Annotated in this window: 14 protein-coding genes; 11 read left to right on the top strand and 3 right to left on the bottom strand. The window is 71.3% G+C overall.

Annotated elements, in window-relative coordinates:
- Positions 1–207, top strand: coding sequence for a ferredoxin (locus LUX31_RS10300; protein WP_235474483.1), 207 nt, complete (start codon positions 1–3; stop codon positions 205–207).
- Positions 208–271: 64 nt separating this feature from the next.
- Here the strand turns inward: LUX31_RS10300 and LUX31_RS10295 are convergent, their stop codons facing one another.
- The 3 genes from LUX31_RS10295 to LUX31_RS10285 are packed head-to-tail and all read right to left on the bottom strand — an operon-like array spanning position 272 to position 2,252.
- Positions 272–1,198 carry an aminoglycoside phosphotransferase family protein gene (locus LUX31_RS10295; protein ID WP_235474482.1) on the bottom strand — a complete coding sequence of 309 codons (927 nt, stop codon included), beginning with the start codon at positions 1,196–1,198 and terminating at the stop codon, positions 272–274.
- Positions 1,199–1,248: 50 nt separating this feature from the next.
- Entirely contained in the window at positions 1,249–1,728 is a 480-nt protein-coding gene (locus LUX31_RS10290) for a ferritin-like domain-containing protein (RefSeq protein ID WP_235474481.1), read from the bottom strand.
- Positions 1,725–2,252 carry a hypothetical protein gene (locus tag LUX31_RS10285; protein ID WP_235474480.1) on the bottom strand — a complete coding sequence of 176 codons (528 nt, stop codon included), beginning with the start codon at positions 2,250–2,252 and terminating at the stop codon, positions 1,725–1,727. The genes LUX31_RS10290 and LUX31_RS10285 overlap by 4 nt, the downstream gene beginning before the upstream one ends.
- Before the next feature lie 226 nt (positions 2,253–2,478).
- On the opposite strand from LUX31_RS10285, the gene rimP reads away from it, so the two are divergent.
- From rimP to ltrA, 10 genes are all read left to right on the top strand, one after another.
- A complete protein-coding gene (gene rimP, locus LUX31_RS10280) occupies positions 2,479–3,009 on the top strand; it encodes a ribosome maturation factor RimP (protein WP_235474479.1) in 531 nt (176 codons plus the stop codon).
- A gap of 2 nt (positions 3,010–3,011) precedes the next feature.
- Entirely contained in the window at positions 3,012–4,025 is a 1,014-nt protein-coding gene (gene nusA / locus LUX31_RS10275; protein ID WP_235474478.1) for a transcription termination factor NusA, read from the top strand.
- Positions 4,026–4,122: 97 nt separating this feature from the next.
- The gene (locus LUX31_RS10270) at positions 4,123–4,401 is read left to right on the top strand and encodes a YlxR family protein (protein WP_235474477.1); all 279 of its coding nucleotides are present in this window, start codon (positions 4,123–4,125) and stop codon (positions 4,399–4,401) included.
- Positions 4,402–4,550: 149 nt separating this feature from the next.
- The gene (gene infB / locus LUX31_RS10265) at positions 4,551–7,724 is read left to right on the top strand and encodes a translation initiation factor IF-2 (RefSeq protein WP_235474476.1); all 3,174 of its coding nucleotides are present in this window, start codon (positions 4,551–4,553) and stop codon (positions 7,722–7,724) included.
- Between the two features lie 352 nt (positions 7,725–8,076).
- Positions 8,077–8,370 carry a DUF503 domain-containing protein gene (locus LUX31_RS10260; protein WP_235474475.1) on the top strand — a complete coding sequence of 98 codons (294 nt, stop codon included), beginning with the start codon at positions 8,077–8,079 and terminating at the stop codon, positions 8,368–8,370.
- Positions 8,371–8,443: 73 nt separating this feature from the next.
- Positions 8,444–8,887, top strand: coding sequence for a 30S ribosome-binding factor RbfA (gene rbfA / locus LUX31_RS10255; protein WP_235474474.1), 444 nt, complete (start codon positions 8,444–8,446; stop codon positions 8,885–8,887).
- A complete protein-coding gene (gene truB, locus LUX31_RS10250) occupies positions 8,884–9,792 on the top strand; it encodes a tRNA pseudouridine(55) synthase TruB (RefSeq protein WP_235474473.1) in 909 nt (302 codons plus the stop codon). The genes rbfA and truB overlap by 4 nt, the downstream gene beginning before the upstream one ends.
- A gap of 252 nt (positions 9,793–10,044) precedes the next feature.
- Entirely contained in the window at positions 10,045–13,806 is a 3,762-nt protein-coding gene (locus LUX31_RS10245) for a serine protease (protein ID WP_235474472.1), read from the top strand.
- Between the two features lie 173 nt (positions 13,807–13,979).
- Positions 13,980–14,930: a bifunctional riboflavin kinase/FAD synthetase gene (locus tag LUX31_RS10240; RefSeq protein ID WP_235474471.1), complete on the top strand. Its 951-nt coding sequence runs from the start codon at positions 13,980–13,982 to the stop codon at positions 14,928–14,930.
- Positions 14,931–15,421: 491 nt separating this feature from the next.
- Positions 15,422–16,840, top strand: coding sequence for a group II intron reverse transcriptase/maturase (gene ltrA, locus LUX31_RS10235; RefSeq protein WP_235474470.1), 1,419 nt, complete (start codon positions 15,422–15,424; stop codon positions 16,838–16,840).
- Positions 16,841–16,883 lie beyond the last annotated feature (43 nt).

Here is a 16,883-nt window from a genome sequence, read left to right as displayed (position 1 = left end):
ATGACCCAAGAGACATCGATAGACATCGACTGGACGTCCTGCCAGGCCCACGGCCTGTGCGCCGAACTCCTCCCGGAACACATCACCTTGGACGAGTGGGGCTACCCACTCGTAGACGGCGCCCCAATCCCCACCCGCACAACGAAACGAGCCCGCAGAGCAGCAGCAGACTGCCCCGTCCTAGCTCTCAAACTGAGGGCCGGCTGACCCACCTAGGGGCGCGGGGAACTGCGCGACCAGCCCCCACCGGCCCGCAGCAAACCCTCAACCCTCAAAGCCACCCCGCAAACTCCAGCAACAACTCAGCATCCTTAGGACGCCCCACGCGCAGTGCCCGCACACCCGACTCCACCGCCCGAAACAACGTCCACCCCCGCAACCGCTCCTGATCCACATCCAAGGACTCAGCAAGCCGCTTCACCCGCCGCCGAGTAATCGCCGCCCCCGAAGACGAAGCGATCAGATCCTCCACCCGATCCCGAACCAACCGAGCCAGATCGAACGCACACTCCCCGACCACCGGATCCGGCCCCACCGCCAACCACGGCATCCGCTCACCGGCCAACACCTTGCTCTGCCGAAACGTCCCATGCAGCAACCGAACCTCGGGCGGCGCGACCACCAACTCCTCCCGAGCGGCAAGCGCCGCCGCCACCAGCGGCGCCACCTCCGCACCGGCGCTCGCCGCCATCGCCTCCGCCTGCCGCCCGGTCCGCGAGGCCACCGTCTCGAAGACGACGTCGGACCCGACAGGCGGCTCGACCCACAGCCGCCGCAACGTCCCCGCGGCCTCCAGCAGCGCCTTCGCCTCGGGCAGCGACCGCACCGACACATCAGGATGCAGCCGCTCCAGCAACAGCACACCCTCCTCGGCGGAGTCGCCGGAGCCGCCGGAGTCGGTGACCGGCTCCAGCAGCTGCACCGCCCCCACCCCACCCCAGTGCGCCAGCGCGGCCCGCTCACTCTCCGGCCGGGCCCGGCGCGGCGCGAGCTTCAGGACGGCGGGCGTACCGTCGGCCCGCCGCACCAGCACCACCAGACTGCTCCGACCGCCCGGTACCTGTACCCGCTCCACGGTCAACACGCGTAGATCCACGGCCTGTTGAGCCGCCGCAGGCACCCGCGCCAGCCAGTCGTCACCGTCCGGTGCCGTCTCGCCGAGCGCCCTCACCAGACGGGGCGGCGGTGCGAATGCCATGCGCGAGTCGTTTCCTTCCGGTACTCGGGACGCGGTGTGTGCGATACGGCCTACGCCGTGGGTGTCGCCGACGCCGACACGGTGCTCGCCCGCTCGGCGAGCCCAGGGAAGGGTACGCTCCCGCCCCGCCACCGCACCGCCCGCACCGCGGCCTCCCGCAGCCCCTCGGCACCCGTCCGGCGCCGCTCGCCCTCGGCTGCCCGGACCAGGTCGGAGTACACCCCGGCGACCCGCTCCTCCAGCTCGGCCGCGAGCCGGACGGCGGCGTCCGAGTCGGTCACCGGGAACGGCAGCGCGTACCCGGCTGCCGCCGCCACCGGTGTGCCCCCGAGGGCTCGCACCGCGCGCGCCAGCTCGTCGCGCCGGGCCCGATGGGCGTCGTACGCCGCCCGCGCCTCGCTCCGGCGGGCCTCGCCGATCAGCCCGCCGACGACCCCGTACCCGTACACCGCCGCGTGTTCGGCGCCCAGGGCGGCCTGGAGCGCGGTCAGCTCACCGGTGTCCTTCTCAGCCTTCCCCGACTTGCTCACTTCGCGCCCTCCGTCAGCAGATACACATGCGCGGCCCCGGCCGCCGCCACCGAGGCCAGCAGCCGCGCCAGCTCGCCCGGCACTTCGAGGAGCGCCTTCGTACGCCGGTCCACGAGGGTCCGCTCGGCGGCGGCGAGCCCGGCGAGGGCGTCCTGCTCTGTCGGCGGCGCCGCAGAGGCCGAAGCCGAAGGCGAAGGCGAGGCGGAGGTCGGTGTCGGCTCAACGCCCCCGAAGGCCTCCGCGTGCCGTACGGCCTCCGCGCGCAGCTCCGACAGGTGCTCCGCCAGTACCGGGAACGCGGCGATCGCCGCGTCGTACTGCCGTACGAGCCCGGTGCTGTCGCTCGCCGCACGCGCGCGCGTGCGCTCGGCGACCGACGGGCTGCCGGAACTCGTGGCCGTCGAGTCGGACTCGGAAGTGCAGCCCACGAGGAGGGCGGCGCCCGCGGCCGAGGCGAGCAGGGTCCTTCTGCGCGGACCCGCGGGGACTCCCAGCGGGGTGCGCGAGGGCGGGGGGAACGGCACGGCAGACGTCCTCGGAGGGCTCGTACGAACGGGAGACCACGGAAAACAACGGGAAGGGCAGCACGCCCGTGATCACCGTACCCGCGCCCCGGCCCGGCACCCGCCACCGGCGCAGCCGGGCCACCGGCGGCGTTCCGGTGGACGGCAACACCCCCCGGGACCGGATACCCTTTGACCTGACACGCGACCTACCCACAACAGCACACGCGGCCGAGGAGTCACCCGGATGAGCACCACCCAGAGCGAGAGGCTTCGAGAGCTCCTGGAGCCGCTCGTCAGCTCGCAGGGTCTCGATCTCGAAGAGATCGCAGTGGAGTCCGTCGGGCGCAAGAGAGTGCTGCGGGTCGTCGTCGATTCCGACGACGGGGCCGATCTGGACGCGATCGCCGATGTGAGCCGCGCGCTCTCGGCGAAGCTCGACGAGACGGACGCGATGGGCGCGGGGGAGTACACCCTGGAGGTCGGCACCCCCGGCGCCGAACGCGAACTCACCGAGCACCGGCACTACGTACGCGCCGTCGACCGGCTGGTCAGGTTCCAGCTCACCGAGGGCGCCGGCGAAGTCGTCGGCCGAATCCTGACCGTGGACGACGCGGGCATGGACCTCGAGGTGCCGGGCGTGAAGGGCCGCAAGGCCACCGCCCGCCGGCTCGCCTTCGGCGACTTCGACAAGGCCCGCGTCCAGGTCGAGTTCAACCGGAAAGACAGCAAGGACAAGCAGGACGAGCAGGACATGACGGAAGAAGAGGAGGCGTAGCCGTGGACATCGACATGAGTGCCCTGCGGGGCTTGGTGCGGGAGAAGGAGATCTCCTTCGACCTGCTGGTCGAGGCGATCGAGTCGGCCCTCCTCATCGCCTACCACCGCACCGAGGGAAGCCGCCGCCACGCGCGCGTGAAGCTCGACCGGGACACCGGTCATGTGACCGTGTGGGCGAAGGAGGACCCCCAGGAGCTGGAGGAGGGGCAGGAGGCACGCGAGTTCGACGACACCCCGTCGGACTTCGGCCGGATCGCCGCCACCACCGCCAAGCAGGTCATCCTGCAGCGCCTGCGCGACGCCGAGGACGACGCGACGCTCGGCGAGTACGCGGGCCGCGAGGGCGACATCGTCACCGGTGTCGTCCAGCAGGGCCGCGACCCGAAGAACGTGCTCGTCGACATCGGCAAGCTGGAGGCCATCCTGCCGGTGCAGGAGCAGGTCCCCGGTGAGACCTACACACACGGGCTGCGGCTGCGGTCGTACGTCGTACGAGTGGCGAAGGGTGTGCGCGGTCCGTCCGTCACCCTCTCGCGCACGCACCCCAACCTGGTGAAGAAGCTCTTCGCGCTGGAGGTGCCCGAGATCGCCGACGGTTCGGTGGAGATCTCGGCCATCGCGCGCGAGGCCGGGCACCGCACGAAGATCGCCGTCCGGTCGACGCGCAGCGGTCTGAACGCCAAGGGCGCCTGCATCGGCCCCATGGGCGGCCGGGTGCGCAATGTCATGGCCGAGCTGAACGGCGAGAAGATCGACATCGTCGACTGGTCGGACGACCCGGCCGACATGGTGGCGAACGCGCTGTCCCCGGCCCGGGTCACCAAGGTCGAGGTCGTCGACCTCGCGGCCCGCTCCGCGCGCGTGACGGTCCCCGACTACCAGCTGTCGCTGGCGATCGGCAAGGAGGGCCAGAACGCCCGCCTCGCCGCCCGGCTGACCGGCTGGCGCATCGACATCCGCCCGGACACCGAGCAGCCGTCCGAGCGGCCCGCCGACCAGCCCCGGGGCCAGTAGGGAATAGATCCAAGCCGCAGGTGGCTGAGATCACGACAACAACCGTTCGATCCTTATCTCGAATGAGTGAGGTCCGTACGGGGAGGTAGACTTAGGAGTGTCTGGCCGGACGCGAGCCCGCGTATGCCCTGAACGCACCTGTGTGGGGTGTCGGGAGCGAGCGGCCAAGAAGGATCTGCTGCGCATCGTGGCGATCGAGGGTGAATGCGCCCCCGATCATCGCGGTACGCTGCCCGGCCGGGGTGCGTATGTGCACCCCGCCCTGGTCTGTCTCGACCTGGCGGTTCGCCGCCGGGCGTTCCCACGGGCACTGCGTGCCCCGGGAGCGCTCGACACGGCGGCGTTGCGCCGGTACGTCGAGCAGGCAACACCGTAAGACGCGTCGCACGGAACCCCCGTGCGGCTCTGGTACCCCCCGCGAGTTGGAAGTAGGTCGAGATTGCGATGAGCACTCGATGAGCACGCGATGAGTACGCCCATGAAGTAGCGACGGTCCGGCCGCAACCCGGACCTAAAAGGAGCGAAGTGGCTAAGGTCCGGGTATACGAACTCGCCAAGGAGTTCGGGGTTGAGAGCAAGGCCGTCATGGCCAAGCTCCAGGAACTCGGTGAATTCGTCCGATCGGCATCCTCGACGATCGAGGCGCCCGTAGTACGCAAGTTGACAGACGCCTTCCAGGGCGGGAGCAGCGCCAAGCCCGGCGCCCCCCGCAAGGCGGCTCCCAAGCCCGGCGCGCCCTCCCCGGCGCAGTCGGCCCGTCCGGCTGCCCCGCGGCCGCCGGCTCCCAAGCCCGCCGTGGCCGAGCGCCCCGCGGCGCCCGCCGCGCCGAGTGCGCCGGTCACCCCGGTGACCCCGGCCCCGCAGGGTTCACGTCCGACGCCGGGCCCCAAGCCCGCGCCGAAGCCGGCCCCCGCGGCGCCCACCACGCCGGAGTTCACCGCTCCGCCGTCGGCACCGGTCACCCCGGCCGCCGCTCAGGCCCCGCGTCCCAGCACCGGTGCCCGTCCCGGCGCCCCGCGTCCCAGCGGTGCCCGTCCCTCGGGTCCCGGTCAGGACCGGGGTCAGGGTCAGGACCGTAGTCAGGATCGCGGCCAGGGCCGTGGCGAGCGTCCGGGCGCCCCGCGTCCGGGTGGCCAGGGCGCTCCGCGTCCCGGCGGTGCCCGTCCGTCCGGTCCGCGTCCGGGCAACAACCCCTTCACGTCCGGTGGTTCCACCGGCATGGCGCGTCCCCAGTCGCCCCGTCCGCAGGGCGCTCCGCGTCCCGGCGGCCAGGGTGGCCCCGGTGGCGCTCCCGGTGCCGGTGGTCCGCGTCCGCAGGGTGCGGGCGGCGGCCAGGGTGCTCCCCGTCCGCAGGGTGCGGGTGGCGGGCGTCCGAGTCCGGGCGGCATGCCTCGTCCGCAGGGTGGTCCCGGTGGCGCTCCGCGTCCCGGCGGCGGCCCCGGCGGCAACCGTCCCAACCCCGGCATGATGCCGCAGCGTCCCGCTGCGGGTAGCCCGCGTCCCGGCGGTGGCCCTGGTGGCCGCGGTCCCGGTGGCGGCGGCGGTCGTCCCGGTGGTCCCGGTGGCGGTGGCGGCGGTCGTCCCGGTGGCGGCGGCGGTTTCGCCGGTCGTCCGGCCGGTCCCGGTGGCGGTGGCGGCGGTTTCGCTGGTCGTCCCGGTGGTCCGGGTGGCGGTGGCGGCGGTTTCGCTGGTCGTCCCGGTGGTCCCGGCGGTGGCGGCGGCGGTCGTCCCGGTTTCGGTGGTCGTCCCGGTGGTCCGGGTGGCCGTGGTGGCACGCAGGGCGCCTTCGGTCGTCCCGGTGGTCCCGCGCGTCGTGGTCGCAAGTCGAAGCGGCAGAGGCGCCAGGAGTACGAGGCCATGCAGGCCCCGTCGGTCGGCGGCGTGATGCTGCCGCGCGGCAACGGACAGTCCGTCCGCCTGTCGCGTGGTGCGTCCCTCACCGACTTCGCCGAGAAGATCGGCGCCAACCCGGCGTCGCTCGTCGGCGTGATGATGAACCTCGGCGAGATGGTCACTGCCACGCAGTCCGTCTCCGACGAGACGCTGAAGCTCCTCGCGGACGAGATGAACTTCGTCCTCGAGATCGTCAGCCCCGAGGAGGAGGACCGCGAGCTGCTCGAGTCCTTCGACATCGAGTTCGGTGAGGACGAGGGTGGCGAGGAGTTCCTCGTCGCGCGTCCGCCGGTCGTGACCGTCATGGGTCACGTCGACCACGGTAAGACCCGCCTCCTCGACACCATCCGCAAGACGAACGTCGTCGCGGGTGAGGCCGGCGGTATCACGCAGCACATCGGTGCGTACCAGGTCACGACTCAGGTCAACGACGAAGAGCGCAAGATCACCTTCATCGACACCCCGGGTCACGAGGCGTTCACCGCCATGCGTGCCCGTGGTGCCAAGTCGACCGACATCGCGATCCTCGTGGTGGCGGCCAACGACGGTGTGATGCCCCAGACGATCGAGGCGCTGAACCACGCCAAGGCGGCCGACGTGCCGATCGTGGTCGCGGTCAACAAGATCGACGTCGAGGGCGCGGACCCGACCAAGGTCCGTGGTCAGCTGACCGAGTTCGGTCTGGTGGCCGAGGAGTACGGCGGCGACACGATGTTCGTCGACATCTCCGCCAAGCAGGGCCTCAACATCGAGGCTCTCCTGGAGGCCGTGGTCCTCACCGCGGACGCCTCGCTCGACCTGCGGGCCAACCCGGAGCAGGACGCGCAGGGCATCGCGATCGAGTCCCACCTCGACCGTGGCCGCGGTGCCGTCTCGACGGTCCTGGTCCAGCGCGGCACGCTGCGCATCGGCGACACGATGGTGGTCGGCGACGCGTACGGCCGGGTCCGGGCGATGCTCGACGACAACGGCAACAACGTCGAGGAAGCGACTCCGTCGACTCCCGTCCTGGTCCTGGGTCTCACCAACGTCCCGGGCGCCGGCGACAACTTCCTGGTTGTCGACGAGGACCGTACGGCGCGTCAGATCGCCGAGAAGCGGGCGGCGCGCGAGCGCAACGCCAACTTCGCCCGGCGTGGAGTCCGGTTCTCCCTGGAGAACCTGGACGAGGCGCTCAAGGCCGGTCTGGTGCAGGAACTCAACCTCATCATCAAGGGCGACGCGTCCGGTTCGGTGGAGGCTCTCGAGTCCTCGCTGCTCCAGCTCGACGTCGGCGAAGAGGTCGACATCCGCGTCCTGCACCGCGGCGTGGGTGCGGTCACCGAGTCGGACATCGACCTGGCGACCGGCTCCGACGCGATCGTCATCGGCTTCAACGTCCGCGCTGCGGGCCGCGCGGCGCAGATGGCGGAGCGCGAGGGCGTCGACGTCCGCTACTACTCGGTGATCTACCAGGCCATCGAGGAGATCGAGGCAGCCCTCAAGGGCATGCTCAAGCCGGAGTACGAAGAGGTCGAGCTGGGTACGGCGGAGATCCGCGAGGTCTTCCGCTCGTCCAAGCTGGGCAACATCGCCGGTGTGCTGGTCCGCTCCGGCGAGGTCAAGCGCAACACCAAGGCGCGGTTGCTGCGCGATGGCAAGGTCATCGCGGAGAGCCTCACCATCTCCGGTCTGCGTCGCTTCAAGGACGACGTCACCGAGATCCGCGAAGGGTTCGAGGGCGGTATCAACCTCGGCAACTTCAACGACATCAAGGTCGACGACGTCATCGCGACGTACGAGATGCGGGAGAAGCCGCGCGGCTAAGCGGTGGGTAGTACGTGCAGTCCAGCTGGCCGGCAGGGAAAAGTCCCCGCCGGCCAGCTGGCCGTCTGCCCGCTACGGCCCTGAACGGGCCTTGTCCTCAAACGCCGGACGGGCTGAATACCCAAGCGCCGGCCGGCACCACCCAGCCCGTCCGGCGTTTGAGGACGAGCGCGTTCAGCGCGACAAGGGGGGTCTGGGGGCGCAGCCCCCAGGGATGGGACGGGTAGGGGCGGCGGGGGCGAGAACAATCCCGTCGAGCCACCGCCCCGTACGCTGTACCGTTCTTGATGTCCCCGCCCATACAGCCGGCGGGGCCATCGATCCCGCACCGGCGGGTCATCCGGATACACACATGTACGTGGGGACTCTGTCCTTCGACCTCCTGCTCGGCGACGTACGCTCGCTGAAGGAGAAGCGCTCCGTCGTCCGCCCGATCGTCGCCGAACTCCAGCGCAGGTACGCGGTGAGCGTGGCCGAGGTCGAACACCTCGACCTGCACCGCAGAGCAGGCATCGGCCTCGCGGTGGTGGCAGGCGACACGGCACACATCACCGATGTGCTGGACCAGTGCGAGCGACTGGTCGCCGGCCGCCCCGAGGTGGAACTGCTGTCCGTACGACGACGGCTCCACGGCGACGACGACTAGAGCCCAACAAATGAACGACCTGCAAGAACGCAGAACGCGGAACGCGGAACAGAAAAGAACGGGAGACGGACCAGTGGCCGACAACGCGCGGGCGAAGAGGTTGGCTGACCTCATCCGAGAGGTGGTGGCCCAGAAGCTCCAGCGCGGGATCAAGGACCCGCGCCTCGGCACCCACGTCACCATCACGGACACCCGGGTCACCGGGGACCTCCGGGAGGCGACCGTCTTCTACACGGTCTACGGGGACGACGAGGAGCGGGCGGCCGCTGCCGCCGGCCTGGAGAGCGCCAAGGGCGTCCTGCGCTCCGCCGTCGGCCAGGCCGCGGGCGTGAAGTTCACGCCCACCCTGGCCTTCGTCGCGGACGCACTCCCGGACACCTCCAAGAAGATCGAGGACCTCCTCGACAAGGCCCGTGCCTCCGACGCCCAGGTGCGCCAGGCGTCCGCGGGCGCCGCGTTCGCCGGTGACGCGGACCCGTACAAGAAGCCGGACGACGAGGACGACACCGCCGAATGACGCAGCAGAACACCAGGACGCCCGACGGGCTTGTCATCGTCGACAAGCCGTCGGGCTTCACTTCGCACGACGTGGTCGCCAAGATGCGCGGGATCGCCAGGACCCGCCGCGTCGGACACGCCGGCACCCTCGACCCCATGGCCACGGGCGTGCTCGTCCTCGGGGTCGAGCGCGCGACCAAGCTCCTCGGCCACCTCGCGCTGACCGAGAAGGAGTATCTGGGCACCGTCCGCCTCGGACAGAACACGCTCACCGACGACGCCGAGGGGGACATCACCTCCTCCACCGACGCCTCCGGGGTCACCCGAGAGGCCGTCGACGCCGGAGTCGCCAAGCTGACCGGCCGCATCATGCAGGTGCCGTCCAAGGTCAGCGCCATCAAGATCAACGGCGTGCGCTCGTACAAGCGGGCCCGTGAGGGCGAGGAGTTCGAGATCCCGGCCCGCCCGGTCACCGTCTCCTCCTTCGCGGTGTACGACGTCCGGGACGCCGTCGCGGCCGACGGCACCCCCGTACTCGACCTGGTCGTGTCGGTGGTGTGCTCCTCCGGTACGTACATCCGCGCGCTGGCCCGGGACCTGGGCGCCGACCTGGGCGTCGGCGGTCATCTCACCGCACTGCGCCGGACGCGCGTCGGCCCGTACAAGCTGGACGCGGCCCGCACGCTCGACCAGTTGCAGCAGGAGCTGACGGTGATGCCGATCGCCGACGCGGCCACCGCGGCGTTCCCCCGCTGGAACGTGGACGAGAAGCGGGCGCGGCTGCTGACGAACGGCGTACGGCTGGAGATGCCCGAGGAGTACACCGGTGTCGGCGCCGTGGCCGTCTTCGACCCCGCCGGGCAGTTCCTCGCCCTGGTGGAGGAGGAGAAGGGCAAGGCGAAGAGCCTCGCGGTCTTCGTCTGACGTTCCGCGCCGTGGAGCGGCGGTCACGGGGACACGTTCCCGCCGCTCCACGGTTCCCCCTCGGTTCCCCCACCCAAGGGTGTATCCATCCCTCGCGATTCATTCACCCGTCCGGGCAGGCGCTCGGAGTGAACCGAGGGGGCGGAAGGGGGCGCGTTCGTCGCACGCTCTGTTCTGCTGATCACCGGATGCCTACCGTCGAAAGCAGACGCGTGCGTACGCAGGCACGCGTGTACGGCGGGGAGGACGACGATGGCGGGACGGGGCCCGCGCGCCGGGGGCGGCCGTCGGCCGTCGGCCGACGCGCCCGAGACGCGAGAAGACGAACAGGCCGTCGAGGCCGCCGATGCCGCTGACGAGTCGCTCGTGCGGGTGTGCGACCTGGCCGGTCGCCCACGGGGTACGGGCTTCGTGGCCGACCACCACGGCACACTGATCACCAGCCACGAGGCCGTCGACGGACTGGCCCGGCTGGTCCTGCGCGGCCCCGCAGACCGTACGTGTGTGGTGTCGGCGGCAGACGCGGTGACCCTTCTCCCGACCTTGGGCCTGGCCCTGGTGCGCACGGAGGGCCTGGGCGCGGACCCGCTCCCCGTCTCGGTCCGGGACCGGGTGGCGACTGGCACATACGTACGGATCGCAGCGGGCGGCTGGCGGGAGGCGCGCGTGCTCGGCACGACCGACGTCACCTACACGGCCACGGACCGCTTCCATCTCCTCCCCGACGCCCTGGAGTTGGCGATCGGCACGGCGGGCAGCGACGCGCTGCGACTGGGCGGCGGCGCGGCCGGGGGACCCGTGCTCGACCGTACGACGGGAGCGGTGCTGGGGGTACTGGGCACGGCTCTGCTGCCGCAACCCACGGGAGCATCACCGGAACCGGCGGGCCACCGGGCACCAGGTTTCGCGCTCCCCCTCCACACCCGGCGGGCCCTGGAGGCCCCCCTCGCGGAACTCCTGGCCCGCAACGCGGCGACGGTCCCCGCGTACGGCGCCGACCTCAATCTCGCGGGCGTCCTGGAACTGACGGCGACCTCGGTGGGCTCGGACGGACCGCCGGGCGCACTGGCGGGCTTCGTGGGCCGTACCTCGGGCGGCCTGGACGCGGGCGCGGTCGAGCCGGTCGAACGGGCGGAACTGGCAAGGGAGTTGAAGGAGTTCACCGCCGCACGCGAGAGCCCGGCCGTCGTCCTCGGCCTGGTCGGCGCCCCCGGCAGCGGCCGTACGACGGAACTCGCGGCCCTCGCCGCCCGCCGCCACCGCGACCCGGAACCGGCCCCCACCCTGTGGCTGCGCGGCGCCGACCTGCGCGACGAGGACACCTCGGTGGCGGACGCGGCCCGCCGCGCACTGGACCGAGCGGCCCGGATCGTGGCTGCGTCGGGCGAGCACACCACCGACCTGGGCGACATCACCCCGGAACGCCTGGCCCACCTGTCCCACAAGACGTCCCGCCCCCTCCTGCTCCTCCTCGACGGCCCCGAGGAAATGCCCCCACTCCTGGCCCACCGAGCGAAGGAATGGACAAGGTCGACGGAGACCTGGCTCCGAGAATCACACGCCCGCTTGGTGGTGGCCTGCCGCCCGGAGTACTGGGAACAGACGGGGGGCGACCCGGGCATTCCAGCCCGTTGGGCGTGCGCAGACGAGGCCGACCCGGGCATTCCAGCCCGTCCGGCGTTTGAGGACGAGGCCGTTCAGGCCGACAGCGGGGGTCTGGGGGCGGCAGCCCCCAGGGATGGGACGGGTAGGGGCGGCGGGGGCGAAAATCCCCAACGGCCACCCCACCCCCCACGCCAACTCCACCTCACCGACCTCACCGAATCCGAAGCCCACCAAGCCCACACCCGCTACGCCATCCCCCCATCCACCCTCACCCCCCAGGACGCCCGCCACCCCCTCACACTCCGCCTCCTCTCCGAGGTCCGCGCCGCCCTCCCCACCCACCCGGACACCACGCCCCCCACCCCCCGCCTCGACCGCCACGACGTCTTCACCGCCTACCTGGACCTGATGTGCCTCCGCATCGCAGTCCGCCTAGCCGCCGAGAACGGCCTACGCGGCACCCCCGTACGCCGCCTCGCAGCAAAGGTCTCCGGCCAGATCCACGAGGCCGCCCGCCGCAGCCTGGGCCCCGGACAGGGCGAACTGGACCGCGCGTCCTTCGAGTCCGTGTTCCCCTGGGGCCCCGCACCGGCCCACCTGGGCGGCGGCACGGGCTGGGCCTCAGCAGTCCTCACCGAGGGCCTCCTCGTCCCCGCCGGCACGGGCTACCGCTTCGCCCACGAGGAACTCGCCGACTGGATCCAGGGCACACACCTGGACCTGGACGAGGCGCTGCACGCCCTGGTCCACCGCCGCCGCCCGGAGAACGACAAGAACGCGGCGCTGGTCCCCGTACCGCACCACCGCATCGGCCCGGTAGTCCAGTCACTACTGCTCCTCTCCCGCCAGCACGGAGCCCCCGAACTGGCCCTACGCCTGCGGGAGTTGGCGCAAGCCATCGACCCGCAACCCCAACCCCAACCCCAGCCCTCGACCTCCACCGACTCATCCACCTCCACCTCCACCTGGTGGGCCACCCACCTCCTCACCGACGTACTCCGCAACGTCCCCGACGCAACCCCGTACACCCACGTCCTGCGCCTCCTCGCCGACCGCATCGCGGCCCGCCGCCGGCGGAACCAGACAGTGCCCCAAGAGCTGGGCCCCGCCTTCTGGACGGCCCTCCGCCTCCCCGAAGCCACCGCCGTCGACCTCCTCCGCCGACTCGTCGTGGGCGACGACCCGCCGGGCCAGTCCGACCAGCCGCGCTACCTGGACGCCGTGGCCCAGCTGCTCGCCGCCGACCCCACCGCCGTACAACCGCTCCTCGCCCGCTGGTTCGACGACGACCGTCCGCTGCCCGCGACGCCGGACGCGACCGTGGCGACCGCCGCCCAGGCGCTGCTCCACACCCACCGCCACCGAGCCCTGGACGAGCTGACCGAGGTACTCGTCGACAGTGCGCACCGGCGCGGGGACGAACTCCTCGCCGTGCTCGCCGAGGAGGAGCCGTCCGCCGTCTGCCGGGCCGTGGACCGGTGGGCGCACGACGAGCGGCCGGCCCGGCGGGTCGCGGCGGTGGCGTACGGCACGCGCGTCGCACCCCGGGTGCGCACCGACGCCGACCTCGACCTCCTGAGCTACGCGGCCCTCGCACTGCTCGCCCGCCCCGGCGACTGCACCCTCCACGGCGGCGCGCTCGCGCTCCTCGTCCGTGATCCGCGTACCCGCGCCCAGCATCTCCCGCAGGCGCTGCGGCACTTCACGGCCGGCGACCCGCACCTCCCGCCGAGCGCCCTGGTCCCCGCCCTCACGACCCACCCGGAGCCGGTCCTCGACGCGTTCCGGACCAGGCTGCTCGGCCCGGAACCGGGCGACACGCTACGCACCCTCGCCGACATCACGACCCCGGCCCTGGCCCGGCGGGTCGCCGTGCTCGTACGGCAGGCCGTGGAGCGGCGGCCGGAGACCGCCGGGCACATGGCCGCGTACGTCGACCGGCGCCTCGACCAGGGACCGACCGTCAGGCCCGTGCTCCTCCCGCTGGTCACCGGCCTCCTCGTCGACGGCCCGGCCCCGGTGCGCGCGGCCCTCGCGACCGTGCTCGCCGCGCCCGGGGCCCCCGTCTCCCACCCCCTCCGCCAGGAACTCCTCGAAGCCCTGCTGGCCCGGGAGCACGACCCCACCGTCCTGGACGCACTGCTCCGCACCACGGTGGAGGCCACGGCCCGCCATGGCGGGGAACGCACGCGGGGCCTCGTACACCGCTGCGGTCTGCTGCTCGTACGCACTCCGGACGGTGCGACGCGGTTCGACTGCTGCCTGGTCGAGCTGAGCAGGCGGGTGCCCGGGTTCGCGGTGCTGGTGGCGGGCTGGCTGACCGACACCCCGGGGGAGTGGGCCGCCGTGGTCGGCCCCAGTACGCGACGCATGATCGAGAACCTGGCGGGGGTGCGGGTCCCCGCGTAGCGAACGCTTCCGAACTGCGGTCGGCGGCCGGAAACCGGTCGTGTCACGTGCGCCCTGTCACAGCCTCCATGCCGATGCGAGCCGGGCGCGTCCGGCATGGCACCCTTAGACCTGCGTAAGAAGGCCTGCGTAAGAGGCAGACACGGACACGGGTTCGACGAGGAGCGGTCACAGTGCAGCGCTGGCGTGGCTTGGAGGACATCCCCGAGGACTGGGGACGCGGCGTCGTCACCATCGGTTCCTACGACGGGGTCCACCGCGGACACCAGCTGATCATCCGGCATGCCGTGGAGCGCGCCCGCGAGCTGGGAGTTCCCTCGGTCGTCGTCACCTTCGACCCGCACCCCAGCGAGGTCGTCCGCCCCGGCAGCCACCCGCCGCTGCTGGCCCCGCACCACCGCCGTGCCGAACTGATGGCCGAGCTGGGTGTCGACGCCGTCCTGATCCTCCCCTTCACCAAGGAGTTCTCGAAGCTCTCCCCGGCCGACTTCGTGGTCAAGGTCCTGGTCGACAAACTGCACGCCCGGGCGGTCGTCGAGGGCCCGAACTTCCGTTTCGGCCACAAGGCGGCCGGCAATGTGAAGTTCCTGACCGAACTCGGCCGGACGTACGACTTCGAGGTCGAGGTCGTCGACCTGTATGTGTCGGGCGAGGCGGGCGGCGGCGAGCCGTTCTCGTCCACGCTGACGCGTCGGCTGGTCGGCGAGGGTGACGTCGGGGGCGCGCGCGAGATCCTGGGCCGCCCGCACCGCGTCGAGGGCGTTGTCGTCCGGGGCGCCCAGCGGGGCCGTGAACTCGGCTTTCCCACCGCCAACGTGGAGACACTGCCCCACACCGCGATCCCGGCCGACGGTGTCTACGCGGGCTGGCTGCACGCGGACGGCGAGGTGATGCCGGCCGCGATCTCCGTCGGCACGAACCCGCAGTTCGACGGCACGGAACGGACGGTGGAGGCGTACGCCATCGACCGCGTCGGCCTCGATCTGTACGGCCTGCACGTCGCCGTCGACTTCCTGGCGTTCGTGCGCGGCCAGGCCAAGTTCGACTCGCTGGACGCGCTGCTCGTACAGATGGCCGAGGACGTGAAGAAGTGCCGCGAGCTGATCGCGGCGGCGGCGGAGTAGCGACTCGCACGCCTACTGCAGAAAAGGCGGCCGATGCCCTGGGTTGGGCATCGGCCGCCTTCTTGGTGTGCCCAGCATGGGCGATTGCTTGGGGGTGTGAGTCCCCTGGGGGAAGAGGTGGTGCTAACCCCGAGCCGGAGGCAAGGGCGTCATCGTGAGGTGGGGTCTGGAGGAAGCCCGAGGCGAGACCTGGGTACCGAGGAACACGAACCGTGTATGAGGCGTGCTGGTCGGGTGAGCCTGCCATGGAAGGTGATGCCCGTCTCCACCAAGAAGGCCAGTGCGTAAACGCGGCGGGGATCCAGGGACAGTGATCGTTCTTACCTGGGGAGATCTGTGCGGGTGTCGGTTGTGCTGAGGTTGTCGCCGCGCCGACGGTCCGTGCCGGGAGGTGGGGGCTGACCGGGCAGAAGTCAGCAGAGGCCGTAGTACCAGCCGGGATGGGCACGGCGGCTGGGAAGGGCCGAACATCGAGTGGAACGGATGATGTGGTGACTGCTCGTGCCGGTCACGTGGACCGCAGTAATACCGCTTCGGCGGTGCCGACCGGGGAGGGACCGGTGCATTCCGGAAGTGACCCGGCGGAGCGCAGTGACCGGCCGGCGCGTCTCACGGAGGACGTTCACCGCGGTCAGGAGCCGTCCTTGTGGGAGTTGATGCTCTCGAAGGAGAACCTGCTCGCGGCGCTCAACCGCGTTGAAGTGAACCGGGGTGCTCCCGGGGTGGACGGCATGACCACGGCCGAACTCAGGCCGTGGGTCGCGGTGCGCTGGCCCGAGGTGAGGGCCGAACTCGATGCGGGCATCTACCGGCCGTCGCCGGTCCGTCAGGTGGTCATCCCGAAGCCTGGCGGCGGTGAGCGGATGCTGGGGGTGCCGCGGGTGCTGGACCGCTTGATCCAGCAGGCCATCGCGCAAGTGCTCGTGCCCGTCTTCGACCCTGGCTTTTCGGGGTCGTCCTTCGGGTTTCGTCCCGGCCGGTCCGCCCATCAGGCGGTCCGGGTCGCGCGGCGGGCCGTCGAGGACGGCAACCGCTGGGTTGTGGACCTCGATCTGGACCGGTTCTTCGACCGGGTTCAGCATGATGTCCTGATGGCGCGGGTGGCGCGGAAAGTCAGTGACCGCAGGGTTCTGAAACTGATCCGCAGGTATCTGGAAGCCGGGATCATGGTGGACGGCGTGAAGATGCCGAGTGTGGAGGGGACCCCGCAGGGGTCTCCGCTGTCGCCCGTCTTGTCGAACATCATGCTCGACGACCTGGACCGGGAACTGTTCAGGCGTGGTCACCGGTTCGTGCGTTACGCCGACGACGTCCGCGTCTTCGTGCGGAGCAAGCGGGCCGCTCAGAGGGTGCTCGACTCGGTCACGGCCGTGGTCGAGCAGCGGCTGAAACTGAAGGTCAACCGGGACAAGTCGAAGGTGGTCCACGCCCGCGAAGCGGTGCTGCTGGGGTTCGGCTTCTACTTCGCCCGGGGCGGGAAGGTCGGTGTCCGGGTCGACCCGAAGGCGGTCAAACGCCTGAAGGAACGACTCAGGGAACTGACGTCGCGCCGGTGGAGCATCGCGATGCCCGAACGCATCGGGAAGATCAACCGCTTCACCGCTGGCTGGATGGGCTACTTCCGGCTCGCGGATGGTTCACACCTGTTCCGTGAGCTGGACAAGTGGCTGCACCGCAGGATGCGGCAGGTCCGGTGGAAGGAATGGAAGAGGCCGAAGACCCGTCAGCACATGCTGCGCAAGCTCGGGATCAACGAGCGGCTGTCCCGCGAGTGGGGCGGCACCAGCAAGGGCTACTGGCGGATCGCGGGTTCTGCCGTCCTCAACCAGGCACTGCCCACCACCCACTGGGACGACCTCGGCCTGCACATGCTCAAGCCGACCTGGCAACGGTTGAGATCAGCTGGATGAACCGCCGGATGCGTGGCCCGCATGTCCGGTGGTGTGAGAGGAG

It is taken from the genome of Streptomyces sp. GQFP (assembly GCF_021545335.1).
In the GTDB taxonomy this organism is placed as follows: domain Bacteria; phylum Actinomycetota; class Actinomycetes; order Streptomycetales; family Streptomycetaceae; genus Streptomyces.
This window is presented reverse-complemented; position numbering and strand designations above follow the sequence as displayed.

What these genes read in the sequence shown, in the direction of transcription:
- LUX31_RS10300 (WP_235474483.1), top strand. Translation starts at nt 1, where the DNA reads ATGACCCAAGAGACATCGATAGACATCGACTGGACGTCCTGCCAGGCC.
- LUX31_RS10295 (WP_235474482.1), bottom strand. Translation starts at nt 1,198, where the DNA reads ATGGCATTCGCACCGCCGCCCCGTCTGGTGAGGGCGCTCGGCGAGACG.
- rimP (WP_235474479.1), top strand. Translation starts at nt 2,479, where the DNA reads ATGAGCACCACCCAGAGCGAGAGGCTTCGAGAGCTCCTGGAGCCGCTC.
- LUX31_RS10260 (WP_235474475.1), top strand. Translation starts at nt 8,077, where the DNA reads ATGTACGTGGGGACTCTGTCCTTCGACCTCCTGCTCGGCGACGTACGC.
- truB (WP_235474473.1), top strand. Translation starts at nt 8,884, where the DNA reads ATGACGCAGCAGAACACCAGGACGCCCGACGGGCTTGTCATCGTCGAC.
- LUX31_RS10245 (WP_235474472.1), top strand. Translation starts at nt 10,045, where the DNA reads ATGGCGGGACGGGGCCCGCGCGCCGGGGGCGGCCGTCGGCCGTCGGCC.